The sequence below is a fragment of the Blautia sp. MCC269 genome (assembly GCF_018785655.1).
Lineage (GTDB): Bacteria > Bacillota > Clostridia > Lachnospirales > Lachnospiraceae > Blautia_A.
This window is the reverse complement of sequence record NZ_WQQE01000039.1, coordinates 156,320-171,796: the sequence shown is the minus strand read 5'-3', so window position 1 is coordinate 171,796 and position 15,477 is coordinate 156,320. Positions and strand designations below refer to the sequence as shown.

26 protein-coding genes and 1 riboswitch are annotated in these 15,477 nt (G+C 39.7%); of the genes, 9 read left to right on the top strand and 17 right to left on the bottom strand.

Annotation, left to right across the window (positions count from 1 at the left end; all coding sequences use genetic code 11):
• Positions 1-111 precede the first annotated feature (111 nt).
• From GPK88_RS13615 to GPK88_RS13575, 9 genes are all read right to left on the bottom strand, one after another.
• The gene (locus GPK88_RS13615) at positions 112-303 is read right to left on the bottom strand and encodes a hypothetical protein (protein ID WP_215707883.1); all 192 of its coding nucleotides are present in this window, start codon (positions 301-303) and stop codon (positions 112-114) included.
• Between the two features lie 340 nt (positions 304-643).
• On the bottom strand, positions 644-811 hold the full coding sequence (locus tag GPK88_RS13610; RefSeq protein WP_215707882.1) for a hypothetical protein: 168 nt from the start codon (positions 809-811) through the stop codon (positions 644-646).
• Between the two features lie 77 nt (positions 812-888).
• Positions 889-1,089 (bottom strand): hypothetical protein, encoded by a 201-nt coding sequence (locus tag GPK88_RS13605; RefSeq protein ID WP_215707881.1) that lies wholly within the window; start codon positions 1,087-1,089, stop codon positions 889-891.
• Positions 1,090-1,180: 91 nt separating this feature from the next.
• Positions 1,181-1,441, bottom strand: a complete 261-nt coding sequence (locus GPK88_RS13600; RefSeq protein ID WP_215707880.1) for a hypothetical protein — start codon at positions 1,439-1,441, stop codon at positions 1,181-1,183.
• 20 nt (positions 1,442-1,461) lie between these two features.
• Complete coding sequence (locus GPK88_RS13595) at positions 1,462-1,782, bottom strand: hypothetical protein (RefSeq protein ID WP_330626700.1); 321 nt, start codon at positions 1,780-1,782, stop codon at positions 1,462-1,464.
• A gap of 96 nt (positions 1,783-1,878) precedes the next feature.
• Positions 1,879-2,778 (bottom strand): hypothetical protein, encoded by a 900-nt coding sequence (locus tag GPK88_RS13590; RefSeq protein ID WP_215707878.1) that lies wholly within the window; start codon positions 2,776-2,778, stop codon positions 1,879-1,881.
• A 108-nt stretch (positions 2,779-2,886) separates the two neighbouring features.
• Positions 2,887-3,273 carry a hypothetical protein gene (locus tag GPK88_RS13585; RefSeq protein WP_215707877.1) on the bottom strand — a complete coding sequence of 129 codons (387 nt, stop codon included), beginning with the start codon at positions 3,271-3,273 and terminating at the stop codon, positions 2,887-2,889.
• 422 nt (positions 3,274-3,695) lie between these two features.
• A complete protein-coding gene (locus tag GPK88_RS13580) occupies positions 3,696-3,890 on the bottom strand; it encodes a hypothetical protein (protein ID WP_215707876.1) in 195 nt (64 codons plus the stop codon).
• Between the two features lie 325 nt (positions 3,891-4,215).
• Positions 4,216-4,443 carry a hypothetical protein gene (locus GPK88_RS13575; RefSeq protein WP_215707875.1) on the bottom strand — a complete coding sequence of 76 codons (228 nt, stop codon included), beginning with the start codon at positions 4,441-4,443 and terminating at the stop codon, positions 4,216-4,218.
• Between the two features lie 102 nt (positions 4,444-4,545).
• Between GPK88_RS13575 and GPK88_RS13570 the strand changes: the two genes are divergently transcribed.
• Positions 4,546-4,833 carry a hypothetical protein gene (locus GPK88_RS13570; RefSeq protein ID WP_215707874.1) on the top strand — a complete coding sequence of 96 codons (288 nt, stop codon included), beginning with the start codon at positions 4,546-4,548 and terminating at the stop codon, positions 4,831-4,833.
• 62 nt (positions 4,834-4,895) lie between these two features.
• Complete coding sequence (locus tag GPK88_RS13565; protein ID WP_215707873.1) at positions 4,896-5,072, top strand: hypothetical protein; 177 nt, start codon at positions 4,896-4,898, stop codon at positions 5,070-5,072.
• 64 nt (positions 5,073-5,136) lie between these two features.
• Here GPK88_RS13565 and GPK88_RS13560 read toward each other — a convergent pair whose 3' ends face one another.
• The 4 genes from GPK88_RS13560 to GPK88_RS13545 all read right to left on the bottom strand — a co-directional run bounded on the left by GPK88_RS13560 (position 5,137) and on the right by GPK88_RS13545 (position 6,500).
• Entirely contained in the window at positions 5,137-5,340 is a 204-nt protein-coding gene (locus tag GPK88_RS13560; protein ID WP_215707872.1) for a hypothetical protein, read from the bottom strand.
• 54 nt (positions 5,341-5,394) lie between these two features.
• Positions 5,395-5,814, bottom strand: coding sequence for a hypothetical protein (locus tag GPK88_RS13555; protein ID WP_215707871.1), 420 nt, complete (start codon positions 5,812-5,814; stop codon positions 5,395-5,397).
• Entirely contained in the window at positions 5,792-6,064 is a 273-nt protein-coding gene (locus tag GPK88_RS13550) for a hypothetical protein (protein ID WP_215707870.1), read from the bottom strand. Before GPK88_RS13550 ends, GPK88_RS13555 begins: the two co-directional genes overlap by 23 nt.
• A gap of 103 nt (positions 6,065-6,167) precedes the next feature.
• Positions 6,168-6,500 carry a DUF6431 domain-containing protein gene (locus GPK88_RS13545; RefSeq protein WP_215707869.1) on the bottom strand — a complete coding sequence of 111 codons (333 nt, stop codon included), beginning with the start codon at positions 6,498-6,500 and terminating at the stop codon, positions 6,168-6,170.
• Between the two features lie 76 nt (positions 6,501-6,576).
• On the opposite strand from GPK88_RS13545, the gene GPK88_RS13540 reads away from it, so the two are divergent.
• Positions 6,577-7,827: a site-specific integrase gene (locus tag GPK88_RS13540; protein WP_252197773.1), complete on the top strand. Its 1,251-nt coding sequence runs from the start codon at positions 6,577-6,579 to the stop codon at positions 7,825-7,827.
• Positions 7,828-8,104: 277 nt separating this feature from the next.
• Here GPK88_RS13540 and GPK88_RS13535 read toward each other — a convergent pair whose 3' ends face one another.
• Both GPK88_RS13535 and GPK88_RS19160 read right to left on the bottom strand, forming a co-directional pair.
• Complete coding sequence (locus tag GPK88_RS13535) at positions 8,105-8,251, bottom strand: hypothetical protein (RefSeq protein ID WP_215707868.1); 147 nt, start codon at positions 8,249-8,251, stop codon at positions 8,105-8,107.
• A 13-nt stretch (positions 8,252-8,264) separates the two neighbouring features.
• The gene (locus GPK88_RS19160; protein WP_256442586.1) at positions 8,265-8,399 is read right to left on the bottom strand and encodes a hypothetical protein; all 135 of its coding nucleotides are present in this window, start codon (positions 8,397-8,399) and stop codon (positions 8,265-8,267) included.
• A gap of 102 nt (positions 8,400-8,501) precedes the next feature.
• On the opposite strand from GPK88_RS19160, the gene GPK88_RS13530 reads away from it, so the two are divergent.
• From GPK88_RS13530 to folK, 6 genes are all read left to right on the top strand, one after another.
• The gene (locus GPK88_RS13530) at positions 8,502-8,840 is read left to right on the top strand and encodes a hypothetical protein (RefSeq protein WP_148447847.1); all 339 of its coding nucleotides are present in this window, start codon (positions 8,502-8,504) and stop codon (positions 8,838-8,840) included.
• 16 nt (positions 8,841-8,856) lie between these two features.
• Positions 8,857-9,132, top strand: coding sequence for a hypothetical protein (locus tag GPK88_RS13525; protein WP_148447849.1), 276 nt, complete (start codon positions 8,857-8,859; stop codon positions 9,130-9,132).
• A gap of 211 nt (positions 9,133-9,343) precedes the next feature.
• A riboswitch (THF riboswitch) is annotated at positions 9,344-9,440 on the top strand.
• Between the two features lie 144 nt (positions 9,441-9,584).
• Entirely contained in the window at positions 9,585-10,142 is a 558-nt protein-coding gene (gene folE / locus GPK88_RS13520; protein ID WP_148447851.1) for a GTP cyclohydrolase I FolE, read from the top strand.
• Positions 10,142-10,618, top strand: a complete 477-nt coding sequence (locus GPK88_RS13515) for an HD domain-containing protein (RefSeq protein ID WP_173761673.1) — start codon at positions 10,142-10,144, stop codon at positions 10,616-10,618. Before folE ends, GPK88_RS13515 begins: the two co-directional genes overlap by 1 nt.
• An 11-nt stretch (positions 10,619-10,629) precedes the next feature.
• Entirely contained in the window at positions 10,630-11,436 is an 807-nt protein-coding gene (gene folP / locus GPK88_RS13510) for a dihydropteroate synthase (protein WP_173761674.1), read from the top strand.
• A 9-nt stretch (positions 11,437-11,445) separates the two neighbouring features.
• Positions 11,446-12,267: a 2-amino-4-hydroxy-6-hydroxymethyldihydropteridine diphosphokinase gene (gene folK, locus GPK88_RS13505; RefSeq protein WP_173761675.1), complete on the top strand. Its 822-nt coding sequence runs from the start codon at positions 11,446-11,448 to the stop codon at positions 12,265-12,267.
• A 245-nt stretch (positions 12,268-12,512) separates the two neighbouring features.
• On the opposite strand, the gene putP is transcribed toward folK, so the two are convergent.
• The gene (gene putP / locus GPK88_RS13500; protein WP_173761760.1) at positions 12,513-14,021 is read right to left on the bottom strand and encodes a sodium/proline symporter PutP; all 1,509 of its coding nucleotides are present in this window, start codon (positions 14,019-14,021) and stop codon (positions 12,513-12,515) included.
• Positions 14,022-14,218: 197 nt separating this feature from the next.
• On the bottom strand, positions 14,219-15,466 hold the full coding sequence (locus tag GPK88_RS13495) for a type 1 periplasmic-binding domain-containing protein (RefSeq protein WP_173761676.1): 1,248 nt from the start codon (positions 15,464-15,466) through the stop codon (positions 14,219-14,221).
• Positions 15,467-15,477 lie beyond the last annotated feature (11 nt).

Genomic DNA, 15,477 nt, shown 5'->3' with positions numbered 1-15,477 from the left:
AAAAAAAAAAGAAAGAGGTCAATGAATGATCACACCTCTTTCCTGCGGAGTTATTTACCTCTGTTTAATAACAGGTAGATAAATATACCTCCAACAATTGCGATTAATACATCACTCATTTTCCTCTTCCTCCTTTGAGAATTTTGTTTTAATAGAATCTACAATATCATCCATGTTGTATACAAAGACTGGAATTAATCCCGCTATAACAGATGTTAAAATCCATCCTTTCCAATGAATTTTAATCCATTTAACCTGTGGTTTAATAATCATTTCTTTGTAATCCTCAAATGCTTTCTTCATAGTAAATTCCTCCTTCAAAATATAATTTTCTCATTATAGGAGTTGTAATTCATGCGAAAACAAAAGAAAGAGCCGTTACCGACTCAATCTTTGTGATTACCGATTTTTAAGATAATACATGACTAACAATGTCACAAACATTATACACACAATCGTGTCCGCTATTAAAATTCCGATAATAAAGCTTTCATAGAATACGGAATTCATATTCGCCAATAATACAATTGCCGCGATAATAATTAACAACATAATTTATCCTCCTTTAAAATTGACTATCTTTTCATTAGAGGGATTGATATCTACGCGAAAAGCAAGAGTCGTTGTCGACTCCGCTTCGTGATTACTGTCTTTTTTTAATAAAGTGTCTGATAATTAATGCTATAATCACAACACATACTATCACATCGCCGAATACTACAATTCCGGCAACACCCAACGCTGCTACGCCGAGCACTGTCAGTATTGCTAATATCACCAATATGATGAATAAGATTGTAAATAATATCATAATGTAATCCCTCCTTTGAAATTGGTAATCTTTTCATTAGAGAAATTGTTTTCAACGCGAAAAAGAAAGAGCCCTGGTTAGGACTCAATCTTGATAATTACTTGAAGTATTTCTGTAAATACTCGTATACTTTTTTTTGCTTCTTCATTTGATAACGAGGCTAATACCCATCGCTCTTCACATCTAGCTGTTCTGTCTCTACATGCAAATATAAATGGTCTATCTGCCCCTAAAGTATCGTCGTGATTAGCATCAAAGTTTTCGCACATTGTATTCATATGTATCACTCCTTTCTCATTATAGGAATTGTTTTTTGTGCGAAAAAAAAGAGCCCTAGATTTCTCTAAAGCTCCCTCTTTGACTAGGTGGTTATAATTTTCTTCCGCACATTGGACAATATTTTATTTCAGTTGATGTTTCCAAGATACTCTCCCCTACACATGGAATAAATAAATTCCCGATTAAATATGGTTTTCCATCATAATCTTCATTAACATAGATTTCCATACTCAAGGCATCAGGAATTTCGCCTATTCTAATTCGTTTATTGATAATATCTTCATCAGCTACATTGCCATCGCTATAGTTGCAAAATTTACACATAATAGAACCTCCTTTATTTTTAGTCATAATAGCATCTGTAATTCACGCTAAATATTTCGTCTATCAAAGCATGTTTCCCAGCGTTCTCGTTTCAATGGTTTCATCTTCAAAGCCCACATAATCTGTCGAATAGTTACCGTTGGATATAAATTATCCTCACACTCTCCGGCACGATCATCAAAGAACTTTTTGAAACCTTCATGTAAATATAAAGCGTCAATCAGCCATGGATCGATTTCAGTCCAATATGTCGACTTTGTTTCCGGAATATAACGCTGCTGAATAACAGCCAGACCCTTTTCTCCGATTTTATATAATGTACAATGACTGTATACCGGATGATCACAAATATAAGTCTGTCCGTACATGGAGGTATAATAGTCTGGCTTGTTGTAATGGTATCTCATATTCTCTTCGTAAAAAAAAGAGCCTATACCATTTTGATATAAGCTCTTATGTAAACTTTAAGATTTTTTGTGTTTAATTTTGATTTTACTAAGCGCATTCTTCTTTCCTGAAACCAACGCTAACCGTACGGAATCTATTTCTCCGAGTAGATCTAAATGCAATGTTACTTTTATCAATAATAAGAACGCAATTAAAGTGAACAACGGAATCACACAAGATGTTATAACTAAAACGATAATCGCGTTGACTACGGTATTCACCATTTTCTTGGCTTGAGCGACCTTTTCCTCGAGCGGGTTTATAACAACATCTTCAACGGCATCCTTGGCTTTTGAAATAAATCCACTTATGATGTTTTCATCCTCTTTGTCATCTGACTCTTCAGAATCGTCGTTCTCCTCTATTTCCGCCGCTTTATTCTGAATATTCTCGGTTTCGTCGGCAACATCGCTTACCGAAAAACTATATGTTCTTTCAATATCTCTTGATACCATCATTCCGGTAGGTACAATTGCCCATACTAAAAATCCAGCTAATAGAATGTTAAAACCTCTTATTCTTAGCGATTGACTTTTTGGAGGAATACTTATCCCAATCAAAGCTAACCCTATAGGTATTATGATCCAAAATACTGCTTTTCCGATTATCGTCAGCAAATATTTTTCCAGCGTCAACATCATCATGATTATCAGCAACCATGAATTCAAATCTACAAGATAATTAGCAATCGGGGTGGTGCTATCTCCCGGGACAGCTGCGATTAAAGTAGACATCCCCAAAGTTGCAACTGACATTTTAGCAACGTCTGCGGATTTTTCATCAAGCTCAGCTATTGTTTTCTTGTAGGTCTTAGGATCACTTGCGGTATGCGATCCAAACCATATTGAACATGCCATAAGTAATGCACATAATACGATAAGTAGTATATTTTTTAGTATCGTTTTTTCTTTTATCATTTGTGTCCCTCCGTGTAGAAATATACACTAATTATACTACTCCTACATAATTGTGTAAACAAAAACAAAGACGCCAAGTTTCCTCAGCGTCCCTGCTCGTTCGTATTTTTACTTCTTCGGAAGAAGCTTGTTAATGAAACCACGTCCCATTATTGTAGTAATTGTTCCGTTTTCCTCGAATTTGAATGATTTCAAAGTGCCCCAGATAATTACTGCAGTAGATACGACTGTCTCGCCAATACTTATGGCATATTTGATTTTGCGATCTTTAGCGTCTGCTCTCATCTGCTGAACTTTAAGATCTGTATCGATTTCTCGTGCGTCTCTTTTAAGTTCATATTCAGTGTTAAGTTTGCTGATCTCAATCTGTCTGTCCATAAGCTTAGTAATTCCTTCAACCGCTACTTTGTAGTCATCTGAACCAAGCTCCGTTCCACTCAAAGCTTCGAGTTCTTCCTCCAATTCGCTCTTTAACAGTTTTTCGATAGTTTCCATTTTGAATTCCTCCTTTAAAAAATAAGTTAATACGTTTCCGTAATAGGAACTGTTATTTGTGCGAATTATGCAGAATAATCATGTCTTTGTTTACGAGGTTTACGTCCTTCGGCAAAGAGACCCTTACTGAGTAGAAACCCTCGTCAATAGAGATTTCATCATCTGAATATGGCATAACTGTAAAATATCCATGTCCAGATGTTTCCTGGTAAAACAAACGAGTAATGGCGATTCCTGTAAACATTCCTCCGAGAAAAATTAAACATGACATGTAACATCCTCCTTTGAATTGTTTTTATGAAAATCCCTTCCCGGGAATTTTTCACATTACAAATATAACTTTGTTTCCAGTAACCTGCGTACGGATTCTAACCTAGAATAGCGCTTTTTCTAATCTAGGTTAAAAATAAAAGAAAGAGCCCTTAATAGAACTCTTCCTCGTATTCCTCAGATTTTGCTTTGGCATATAAGCCAATAGAAATACAGTCGACCACAAACATTGCGGTTCCAGCAAGTGGCATTGTGTGTAACAATATTATTGTAAATATCATCACCAATATCACCACTTCTACTTTCACCAGTGTCTTTGTGATTTCTTTCTTCTCTTTAATTGACATAATAAAAAACCTCCTTCAAAATATGTTTTCTTCTCATAAAAGGGGCTGATTTCTGCGCGAAAATAAAAGAAAAGAGTTCATGTCACAGAACTCCATTCCTTTCTTCTCGGTAAAATCTCGATCCATATGCAATTTTTCAAATTATTCTTACAGAAATGTTCTACAAAATTCGTAAGCTACAGCTCCAATCTGTGCTCCAACTATAAGAACTACTCCAAGTGTTAATAATCCTTTTGTTAATTTACATTTGAAATCCATTTTGATTTCCTCCCTTTCTTTTTCTCATAATATGGCATGTAATTTACGCGAAAATAAAAGACAGAGGCTATGCCCCTATCTTCTCTGCTTTCTCAGTTTCTCTTTTCAAATTGCTTACTTCTTTCTTGAGTTTTTCAATTTCATAGTTCAATTCCTCCGCATAACCAATAAGTTCCTTCATCAGTTCTATAGCTTTTAAATCTCGATCAGATATCAATCCATCTTCATTCTTAGCTGATCTGATGGCAGTTAACATAAAATGGTTCATACGTCCTTCGAATTTCGTTCTATTCATCTTCGTCTCTCCTTTGAAATAAGTTTTTTCATTAAAGCGACTGTAAATTCCACGAATTACGTTGTATAATAATTAGACCAATATATGAGGAGGTCCACCATTATGAATGGATATTTCACAGAAAACGAAGATGAAATTATTCAGCTTATTCTTAGAGGCGAAGCAGTTTGTGATTGTGGTGCGTTGATGGACTTAGACGACGATCAATTCGTATGTCCCAACTGCGGTAAAGTCTATGACATTGGAGAATATGAAGACAACGGCCCGTATACCAAACTTGTAGATGGTTGTATACTCGTCGATTCTGAACCGGACATTCCATCAGGATGCGTTTCATGTGGCGCCTCATATCCGAATTGCAAGACATCCTGCGATAGATTTGATGATTGAAGCTAATCTAGGTTTGTGGTATACTGTTATCCCAACCAAATCATGAAAGGAGCTTCAATAATATGACTAAAACAGAAATCAACACCTTTATCGAAACCATGGAAGAATTCGGTGATGTCTGGACTGCTGACCAGGTAGAAGAAGTCTATGGAAATAACACCCTTGATGAAGCTATTGCCGATCGTAGATCATCACATGAGAAAATGGCAGACCTGATTGGTAAGGTTATTAATCATTAAAAGAAAAATAAGAGGATAGCTGTCCGCTAACAGCCGTCCCCTTACTTTCTTTAGCTGAAAGATGTTACTCTTCTTTGAGTGCATTTATCAGCAGCATGTCGAAGAAGGCTCTGTCCTTGGATATCAGAATGAGCTGTCGCTTCTCGTCTTCGCTCAGATCCATCTCTTTAATTGCCTGGATGGTCTGATCATCGAGTTTGAAGCTAATCTCCTTCAATTTGTCTTTGGACACCTCTTTGACTGCATCTAATAAAAGTTCGTAATTCATAGTAATTTTCCTTTCTTTTTCTTTGTCATAAAATGAGCTGATTTTCACGCGAATTCAATCCCTCATCTTATTTAAAATCCAGAAGAATCTCCTATAGCTTTCGTAATACACATCTTTACAGCATGGTATATCCATTTTGATTTTCAACACATCGTAGGATAGTCCCTCGGTTACTCCTCTCACTATGTATTCGGCTAAGTCTCCGTTTGCTTTCTCTGCGGCCTTACGAATCATGTCCATACGTTCGGAATAATAAGCTTTCATAATACCAACTCTTTCGGTCGGATTTGTTACATGCTTCGTCTTACCAAACACAGCGAGATCGTCAGGTCTTCCAAGCAATCCGTTCATGGCTTCGTAGGTTTTCTCCCATATAGGATACTGCAGACAGAAATGTTTAAGTTCATAATACCGATGTCGTTCTATCCAATATGGATTCTTCTCCGACAATTCAGGTCTGATCGTGGTTCCCATGTTTACTTCGTCCTTTCCAAATATAGCCTGTTTCCTCATAAAGTTTCTTCGGGGAAATATAATAATTAATACGACCAAACTTACTATTCATCTGATCGATAGATGTTATTACTTTCCCATTCCTGGTAGCGGTACCTATGTTTAGATAACCGGTAATGATACCCGCACGAACCCAGCAAGCATCTTTGCCATACACCTGTGCTGCTACTGCTACTGGCACTGATCCAGGTCCAAATACTACTTCGTCCAATGTTTCCCCTCCTTTCAAGATCATTGTAGGCTAACGGCTTCTATTTGTTAAAACAAAGTCAGTGGAAAAATAAAAGAGCATGTATGTCTTCGGACTTTTAATCTTATGATGCGCAACACATAAAAATGTTTTTACTACTGCCATCTTTTTTCCATCGATGCATTGTCATTTCACTCGGATAATCCTCGAATCCAAGTGTATCTGGTGTTATGGTTCCTTCGATCACACCTTGTATGATTTCCCTTTCATAGTGTTTGAACGGGATTAAAGTATCAGGTATAATTCGATGTATTTCACCACATTGCAGGCATCTATATCTATACACGTAGATCTTTCGTACTTCACCGTACTTACCCTTCACTATTCTTTTAGCTTTATCATAATAGTGTGTCTGTCCTCCGCAATGCGGGCAGATAGGCCCATTATCGTATGTCATATAAACCTCCAAAATATATAATGTAGGAATTGACTATTCCTACACCGTATGATATATAATATAAAGTGAAAATACAATGGAAAGGATTGGTAACGATATGTTGATTAAATGTCCAGAATGTGATTTACAGGTTAGCGATCGTGCTTTTGCGTGTCCCCATTGCGGTTATCCGTTAAAAGAGCAACCCAAACCAGTAAGAAAATCATCAAGGAAAAGACGTCGGCTTCCAAATGGATTCGGTCAAATCAGCGAGCTTAAAGGTCGTAATCTCCGGAAACCATTCCGAGCTATGGTGACTGTGGGTAAAACCCCGAAGGGTAAACCGATATGCAAGCTTCTCAAACCAGAAGCCTTCTTTGAGACTTATAATGATGCTTATGCAGCACTTGTGGAATACAATCGAAACCCGTATGATTTGGATGATTCTATGACTATGAGTGAGTTATTTGAGAAATGGAAAGAATATTATATTCAATCGGGTAATAAAGAAACTTCTCTGCGGAGTTGTGCATATGCATGGCCATACTGCTGGAGCATAAAAGATGTAAAAGTTAGGGAGATACGATCACGTCATATTTTAGGATGTGTGGAGAATGGCTCTGTCATCTCATTGGGGATCGAGAAAAAAGCCACTCCGAATACTAAAAGACGGATAAAATCCTTATTAAACGCAATGTTTGACTATGCTTTGCAATATGACCTTGTTGATAGAAATTATGCTCGTGATGCAAAGATAACGCCCACTATTCAACACGATGCAAAAGAAAATGAACAACATCATATTGCGTTCACTAATGAGGAAATGCAAAAACTTTGGAATAATTTAGATTCTATAGAGTACGTTGATTTAGTATTGATTCAATGTTATTCCGGATGGCGTCCTAAAGAATTGGGACTTATAGAAATCAAGGATGTTGATTTGGACAACTGGACTTTTAGAGGCGGTATCAAAACGATCGCCGGAAAAAACAGATTGGTTCCGATTCATAGTCGCATCCGTAATCTTGTCCAGAAACGATATGATGAAGCCGTATTGGGTAATAGTAAATATTTATTCAATTATAAAAACATAAAAGGGGAGTTGGTTCAACTTACATACCCGAGATATCAGGCGGCTTTTATGAAAATTAAAGATTCTCTTAATTTAAACATTGACCACAGACCTCATGATGGACGTGTGCAATTTGTAACTATGGCTAAAGCAGCGAATGTAGATGAATATGCTATCAAATATATAGTTGGTCACAATATTTCTGATATCACGGAACGGGTGTATACACAAAGAGAAAAATCATGGCTTGCTGAGGAAATCGAAAAAATAAAATAGTATGTAAACAAAACTATACGAATAATCAGTTCCTACACTTAATATCCTTAGAATTTACAAGCAAATTAAGCTTTAGAAAATATAGGAGCAAATGTAGGAATAAAGTAACCGAATACTCATATGTGTATAGGAATCTTTATTCATACATTTTCAACACTATGTAGGAATAAAAATGTACGAATAATATATGAATAACACACTTTTCTTCTAATCTTACAACTATCTAACACTTCTAAAACTATTATAAATACTGGATTTCTCTGTTTTTCCAATTAATTTATGTTGTTGCTGCGGAAATAATAATGGATGCGGATGCAATAACAATGGCTGCTGTAACGACAGCTGCTGGATTATCATCCTGCTTCTGCTCTGCTGCGGAAACAACGGATGTGGTTGCAACAATTGCTGCTGATCTTTCCGGCAAGAAAAGGCAGAGGTTATCTCCTCTGCCTTTTCTGCTGCCGTTTCTTTGCTTCCTCCTGTTTCTTTCTTTTTTTCTCCAGACATCTCAGATCTATTTCATAAAAAGCATTTCCATCAATTACCAATTTCTGCTTCTTTTCAGATTCCATAAAACGCTCCAAAAAAATTCTTCCATATATAATATGGCAGCTGCAGGTTTTCCGTCATATTTTCATTTATGAAATCATAGATTTCAGGAAAAAGGATTTTTTATGGAACAGGATTATATTGCCAAAACTGCGTTGGATGAAATGGTTGAAAGTGACCGGGATCAGATGCTAAAAGCCATGGTTCCGTATCTTCCCCCATCCGGCCAGCAGTTTCTGTCTATGTATACAAAAACACAGGAGCTTATGAATACCATGTCTCTTTTCCGAAACCGGAAAAAATCTGCGGATCTGCAGGCTGCCAGTCTTTCCGGCATAGATCCTCTGGAAATGCTGCAGGATATCCGAAAATGCTGCAGTGGGGAAAGCCGTCGTCAGATTGACCAGATCACCAATCTGATGGCGACCATTCAGATGCTGCAGATTATGAACGAAAATTCCTGAAGGAGGGGAAAAATCCATGAGCGATGACTGGAAAAACAATCCAAAACTTTCCCAAATGGATCCGCAGAAACTTTCCATGTTACAGAATCTTGCAGATCAGGGACTTGGGAAAAATCCTTCTGAACTGATGCCGTTTATTATGGGCGCAGCTTCTCAGGGAAAAAATGCGGGATTAAATTTTAGCTCTGATGAAATCTCTGCGATTATTGAAGTGCTTAAGATGGGAAAAAGTCCCACGGAAATCGCCCGACTTGACCGTATTGTAAATCTGATGAAAATGATACGACATTAACAGTTCTGTGATCCCGGAACAGCACCTTTTCTGTTCCGGGAATTTTCTGTCTTATATTCCTTTTCATGTCTGTCTGAATAAAATCTGTCAAATCCATAGATTCTATTGCATAATTCATAGAACATATTCCCTATTTTTGTGATATTTTTTTATCATTTTCCCTTTCTTATTATACCAGTATATGGTATACTTGTCCGTGAAATGAATGATATGCAAAATAGGACTTTATGCGTCAAGTGTTTGGCGAATGGGGAGTTGTCGCCAGAACGAAAAGTACGTCTTACGGTATGAAGTCCGCACCCGTTGCAGCAATATAAGAGGATATCTCATATTGTGTAGGGCTTTTTTCGACATACGTTCTATTACAATTGGAGATATCTTTTTTGTGTGCAAAAATAAAAAAGACAGTCTCCGAAAAACGTGATTTTTTTAACAAATGGAGGTTGTTATTTATGGTAGACAAAGCAAAAGTAGAAGAAGCAATCAAACTTCTTCTCGAAGGAATCGGCGAAGATGTGGACAGAGAGGGACTGCAAGGAACTCCGGAGCGTATCGCCCGTATGTGTGAGGAAATTTATGGCGGACTTGACAACGAGGCGGACGAATATCTTCAGAAACAGTTCCATGTAGAAAACAACGAAATGGTCCTGGAAAAAGATATTACCTTTTATTCCATGTGCGAACATCATCTTATGCCGTTTTACGGAAAAGCTCATATCGCATATATCCCAAATGGCAAAGTTACCGGCTTAAGCAAACTGGCTCGTACCGTTGATGTGTACGCGAGAAGACCACAGATCCAGGAGCGCCTGACTGTGCAGATCGCAGATGCTCTGGAACGTGTCCTCGACCCGAAGGGAATCATGGTAATGCTGGAAGCGGAACATACCTGCATGACCATGCGCGGAATCAAAAAGCCGGGAAGCAAGACCATCACCACTGTCACAAGAGGTGAATTCAAAGAAAATATGGAACTTCAGAAACAGTTCCTCGCTATGGTCAAAGACTGATGGACAGAGTAAATCAGATCTGGAAGCATCCACTCTATCAGACTGAACTTCATAAGCTTCAGCTTCTGGAAGCTGACCGTGAATTCTGCAGACATACCCCGGAACATTTTCTGGATGTGGCACGTCTTGCCTATATCAGAGCCCTTGAGGAAAATTATTCGGTTTCAAAGGAACTGATCTACTGTACTGCCCTTCTTCATGATATCGGACGGGCCAGACAATATGAAGATGGTACGCCTCATGATGAAGCCGGTGCGGTTATCGCCGAACAGATTTTAAAGGAACTTGGATTTTCTCCGGAGGAAATCCAAGCAATTGTTTCGGCGATCCGCGGTCACAGAGCCGAGACTAACCAGACGATTCTCGGACAACTGATCTATCGTGCGGACAAAAAATCCAGAAACTGTTTTTCCTGTAAGGCAGAACCAGAGTGCTACTGGTCTTCTGCAAAAAAAAATATGACGATCCAATATTAGGAGGTCTTTCCATGAAAATCGGAAATCGTGAATTTGATGTAAAAAATAAAACATATATCATGGGTATTTTGAATGTCACACCGGATTCTTTCTCAGACGGTGGAAAATGGAACGACATGGACCATGCCCTGAAACATACAGAAACTATGATTGCTGAAGGTGCTGACATTCTGGATATCGGTGGAGAATCCACCCGTCCGGGCCATACACCGGTTGGCGCTCAGGAAGAAATCGAGCGTGTACTCCCTGTTATCGAGGCAGTAAAAAGCCGTTTTGATATCCCGATCTCTGTAGATACATATAAGGGATGCGTTGCGGAGGAATCCCTGAAACACGGAGCAGACCTCATCAACGATATCTGGGGACTGAAATATGATCCGGAAATGGCTCCTGTCATTGCAAAATATCAGGCTCCCTGCTGTCTGATGCACAACAAAGATAATACAGAATATAACAACTTTATCGTGGATATGCTGGCAGAAACACAGGAATGTGTCAATATCGCCAAACGTGCAGGTATTGCCGACGACAAGATCATCCTTGATCCGGGTGTGGGATTTGGTAAAACATACGAGATGAACCTGATGACAATGGATAATCTGGAGCTTTTCCAGAAACTGGGATATCCGGTACTTCTTGGTACTTCCAGAAAATCCATGATCGGACTTGCCCTTGATCTTCCGGTGGATCAGCGTGTGGAGGGAACTCTTGCCACATCCGTGATCGGTGTTATGAAAGGCTGTGCGTTTGTCCGTGTTCATGATATCAAAGAAAACAAGCGTGTCATCCAGATGACAGAAGCCATTCTGGGACGCTAGGAGGAACCGATGGATAAAATCGAAATCAGAGATCTTGAGATTTTTGCAAACCATGGTGTATTTCCGGAAGAAACTGCTCTTGGACAGAAATTTGTTGTTTCTGCCATTATGTATACAGAGACACGTCCGGCAGGGCTGACAGATGATCTTTCCGCTTCCATCAATTATGGGGAAGTCAGCCATATGATCACCGATTTTCTTCAGAAAAACACTTATAAACTTCTGGAAGCTGCTGTGGAGAATCTGGCAGAAATGTTGCTGCTCTCTCTTCCGCTTCTTAAAAAGATCACTCTTCGTATTGAGAAGCCATGGGCTCCGGTAGGCCTTCCACTGAAAACCGTTGCTGTGGAAATTACCCGTGGCTGGCATACCGCCTATATTGCTTTTGGTTCCAATATGGGTGATAAGAAGAAATATCTGGATGATGCGATCCAGGGGCTTCGGGATATGAATGAAATCGTTGTTGAGAAAGTTTCAGAGTATCTTGTGACTGAGCCTTATGGCGGTGTGGCGCAAGATGAGTTTCTCAATGGTGCTTTAAAAGTCCGGACTTTGCTTTCTCCTGATGAGCTTCTTGACAGGCTGCATGTGCTGGAGCAGGCTGCGGATCGGAAGCGGATCATACATTGGGGGCCACGGACACTGGATCTGGATATCTTGTTTTATGATAATGAGATCATTGATACGGAGGTATTGCATGTGCCTCATATTGATATGGAGAATCGGGATTTTGTGTTGAAGCCTATGGTGGAGATTGCACCGTATTTGCGGCATCCGGTGTTGAATTTAACAATGGAGCAGTTGTTAAAAAAGCTGCTTGAAAATGCATAATAATCTAATTTTATTGCAATTTGGAAGTTGTGAAAAGCGTGGGGAAGGGAAGCATTCGTAGTTGCGAAGGCCATTTCCCTTCCCCACACCCCTTCCCTCCGGCCACGCTTAGAACATTTTGGCTGTGTGACTTTATTTAATTATAAATAAAAAAAGATGACAAGCCCGATACAGATGTCTTGGCTACAATCTGTATCGGGCTTGTTTTGTTTGAGTGTAAGTTATTGAATAAAATCCTTAATTCTTTATTTCTGGTTTACCTGATCGAATTCGTCGGTGATTTCTTTGGATGGGGCTTTGGTGAGGAGGCTGACGATGATGTTTGCTGCGATGGCTACCATGAAGGCGGGAAGGAGTTCATAGATTCCCCAGGCGCCGCCGAGTTTGCTGATTCCGTATTTCCAGATGAATACCATGGATCCGCCGCAGATCATTCCTGCCAGGGCTCCCTGCCAGTTGGAGCGTCTCCAGAATAATGCCAGGAGGACTACAGGGCCGAATACGGCTCCGAAACCTGCCCAGGCGAAGGATACGATGGTGAAGACGGAACTGTTCGGGTCACGGGCGATGAACATAGCTACTACTGCGATCAGAAGAAGTGTGATCTTATCCGCTACCATGCTTTCTTTTTTGGTTTCTTTATCCTTCAGGATGCTTCCGAGAAGGTCGGAAGAAACTGCTGAAGATGCTGCCAGAAGCTGGGAATCTGCAGTTGACATGGTAGATGCCAGGATTCCTGCGAGGATAAGTCCTGCAAGGATCGCTGCGATCACACCGTGCTGGCTGAGAAGATTTGCAATCTGAACGATGATGGTCTCAGATGCGGAACCTTCCAGAAGATCAAACTCTCCTGCTGCTGTCATTCCAAGTCCTACCACACCGATCAGTACTGCTACTGCCAGTGAGATCACTACCCATGTAGTTGCCACTCTTCTGGAAAGTGTAAGTTTCTCTTCATCTTCAATCGCCATGAAACGAAGAAGAATATGTGGCATTCCGAAATATCCAAGTCCCCATGCAAGCATGGAAATAATGTTAAGCAGTGGATATGCCTGTTCTGTTCCGGTTGTGGGATCATATGTAGTAAACATAGTCAGATATCCCGGCAGGGATCTTGCATGGTCTGCAACTGCCTCAATACCACCGGCAGTGCTGATCCCGAATACGAATACGATCACAAGTGCGATGGACATGATGATACTCTGGATAAAGTCTGTAGTAGATGCTGCCAGGAATCCTCCCAGTGTAGTATAGCCAACGATAACCAATGCACTGATAATCATAGCCGGCAGATATTTTACGCCAAAGAGACTTGCAAAAAGTTTACCACAGGCTGCAAATCCGGAAGCTGTATACGGAATAAAAAAGATTACGATAAAAATCGCTCCGATGGACTGCAGGATCTTCTTCTCATCTCTGTAACGGTTACTGAAAAAGGATGGCAGTGTAATGGAGTTTCCTGCCACATGTGTGTAGCGGCGGATTCTTTTTGCCACGATCCTCCAGTTTACGTATGTTCCGATGGCAAGGCCAATGGCTGTCCAGCCTGCGTCTGCAATACCGGTAAGATAAGCAAGTCCCGGTAATCCCATCAGAAGCCAGCTGCTCATGTCAGAAGCCTCTGCACTCATGGCTGTTACCAGAGGTCCAAGTTTTCTTCCTCCCAGATAGAAATCAGAACTGTCATTGTTGTTCTTGGAACACAGATAACCCACAAAGATCATTGCACCCAGGTAGACGATAATGGCTGCCATTATACAAATATGTGCTGTTGTCAAGAATAGTTCTCTCCCTTCATTTATCTATGTATGTTTTCACATATTTATAGATTTTATTATATTAACTTAAGAAAGTAAAGAGGATTTTCCATTTTTTTGAATAAAAATGTCTTTTATACGAAGAAAAAGGGCTGAACCCATAAGACAGCCCAGCTCTTTTCCAAAATTTCTGTTTAGTTTTCCTCAATACGCTTCTGCACATCTTCCACTGTGTACGCTTCTGTCAGTGCTTTCAGATCATCCGGTGTGGTATCTGTACTGTAAGCTTTGATAACTTTCATCAGATCCGCACAGCTGTATGCATTTTTGTAAATATCCTGTGTATATCCGTAAAGCTCATTGAAGGTATCTTTATCGGATGCGCTCCAGAATCCCTGATACAGACGAACAGTATTGCTATCTGCATCATCGGTGTTTGCCTCCGGATGACCGGACATTGCATTGTACAGGATCGCAAATGCAGGACCGCCCATGGATGCATATTTTCCTGCAATGTAATCAATCTTCGGATTACCAAAAGAATCGTTATCATTGATCTCATCATGATTTTCCATGGAGAAGCAGTCAACAGCTCCGACCTTGATATTGGAGCCCTGCTCTTCTTCCTTGGAAGTAATCGTCTTCATGATCTCATCTACATTGAAGGTACAGAGAACTGCATCATAATTTCTATCTACAAAAGCATGTTTCAGGTTATTGATTCCTTTCGGATCTGTCATATATCCAGGGCAGATGGTAATGCTGACATCATCCTTTCCTGCATCTACAACCGTTGTTTTCTCAGATGACGCAAGTTTTTCAACATCCTCCGAATAAGTCAGTCCTTCTTTTTCAGCCAGTCCTTCCAGAACACCAATGGTTCTCTGAAGGTGCATGTAGTTTCCTGCGGAAGAACCACCGGTCAGCACAATATAACTGCTGGTATCTGCATCTGCAAAATAATCTGCCATATTGTAGCCGGCTTCATAATCTGCCTTTGCATCCGGTCCTACACTTCCAAGAAAATACGGGCTGGTTTTTACCTTGTCATAATCTTCATCGCTGATACTTCCGGAACCAAGAACATAATACATTTCTTCTTCATCACAGGCTTCTACAATCTTCTGAATATCCTGTCCATAAAAAGAAATGATTCCGCTTACGCCCTGCAGCTTCATTGCGCGGATAAAATTGATCTCGTCCTCTGCAGAATTAATGCTGCCTGAAAAATAGAACTTTACCGGAAATCCCTGCTGGATATATTCTCTGTAATAGTTCATAAACATGTTCATTTCCGGGCTGTTCTGATTATATACTACAACACCTATTGTATATTGAACATCTCCGTCTTCCACAGCAGCGGAAACTTTTTTCCCGCCAACTGCAAAAACGGCAAGCAACAACAGCAGAATGCCCAGTACTTTAAAGTTTTTTAATGTCATACTGTTTTTTG

Coding starts and splice junctions, on each gene's coding strand:
- GPK88_RS13615 (WP_215707883.1), bottom strand. CDS start 303: ATGAAGAAAGCATTTGAGGATTACAAAGAAATGATTATTAAACCACAG.
- GPK88_RS13610 (WP_215707882.1), bottom strand. CDS start 811: ATGATATTATTTACAATCTTATTCATCATATTGGTGATATTAGCAATA.
- GPK88_RS13605 (WP_215707881.1), bottom strand. CDS start 1,089: ATGAATACAATGTGCGAAAACTTTGATGCTAATCACGACGATACTTTA.
- GPK88_RS13600 (WP_215707880.1), bottom strand. CDS start 1,441: ATGACTAAAAATAAAGGAGGTTCTATTATGTGTAAATTTTGCAACTAT.
- GPK88_RS13595 (WP_330626700.1), bottom strand. CDS start 1,782: ATGTACGGACAGACTTATATTTGTGATCATCCGGTATACAGTCATTGT.
- GPK88_RS13590 (WP_215707878.1), bottom strand. CDS start 2,778: ATGATAAAAGAAAAAACGATACTAAAAAATATACTACTTATCGTATTA.
- GPK88_RS13585 (WP_215707877.1), bottom strand. CDS start 3,273: ATGGAAACTATCGAAAAACTGTTAAAGAGCGAATTGGAGGAAGAACTC.
- GPK88_RS13580 (WP_215707876.1), bottom strand. CDS start 3,890: ATGTCAATTAAAGAGAAGAAAGAAATCACAAAGACACTGGTGAAAGTA.
- GPK88_RS13575 (WP_215707875.1), bottom strand. CDS start 4,443: ATGAATAGAACGAAATTCGAAGGACGTATGAACCATTTTATGTTAACT.
- GPK88_RS13570 (WP_215707874.1), top strand. CDS start 4,546: ATGAATGGATATTTCACAGAAAACGAAGATGAAATTATTCAGCTTATT.
- GPK88_RS13565 (WP_215707873.1), top strand. CDS start 4,896: ATGACTAAAACAGAAATCAACACCTTTATCGAAACCATGGAAGAATTC.
- GPK88_RS13560 (WP_215707872.1), bottom strand. CDS start 5,340: ATGAATTACGAACTTTTATTAGATGCAGTCAAAGAGGTGTCCAAAGAC.
- GPK88_RS13555 (WP_215707871.1), bottom strand. CDS start 5,814: ATGGGAACCACGATCAGACCTGAATTGTCGGAGAAGAATCCATATTGG.
- GPK88_RS13545 (WP_215707869.1), bottom strand. CDS start 6,500: ATGACATACGATAATGGGCCTATCTGCCCGCATTGCGGAGGACAGACA.
- GPK88_RS13540 (WP_252197773.1), top strand. CDS start 6,577: ATGGAAAGGATTGGTAACGATATGTTGATTAAATGTCCAGAATGTGAT.
- GPK88_RS19160 (WP_256442586.1), bottom strand. CDS start 8,399: ATGGAATCTGAAAAGAAGCAGAAATTGGTAATTGATGGAAATGCTTTT.
- GPK88_RS13530 (WP_148447847.1), top strand. CDS start 8,502: ATGGAACAGGATTATATTGCCAAAACTGCGTTGGATGAAATGGTTGAA.
- GPK88_RS13525 (WP_148447849.1), top strand. CDS start 8,857: ATGAGCGATGACTGGAAAAACAATCCAAAACTTTCCCAAATGGATCCG.
- folE (WP_148447851.1), top strand. CDS start 9,585: ATGGTAGACAAAGCAAAAGTAGAAGAAGCAATCAAACTTCTTCTCGAA.
- GPK88_RS13515 (WP_173761673.1), top strand. CDS start 10,142: ATGGACAGAGTAAATCAGATCTGGAAGCATCCACTCTATCAGACTGAA.
- folP (WP_173761674.1), top strand. CDS start 10,630: ATGAAAATCGGAAATCGTGAATTTGATGTAAAAAATAAAACATATATC.
- folK (WP_173761675.1), top strand. CDS start 11,446: ATGGATAAAATCGAAATCAGAGATCTTGAGATTTTTGCAAACCATGGT.
- putP (WP_173761760.1), bottom strand. CDS start 14,021: ATGGCAGCCATTATCGTCTACCTGGGTGCAATGATCTTTGTGGGTTAT.
- GPK88_RS13495 (WP_173761676.1), bottom strand. CDS start 15,466: ATGACATTAAAAAACTTTAAAGTACTGGGCATTCTGCTGTTGTTGCTT.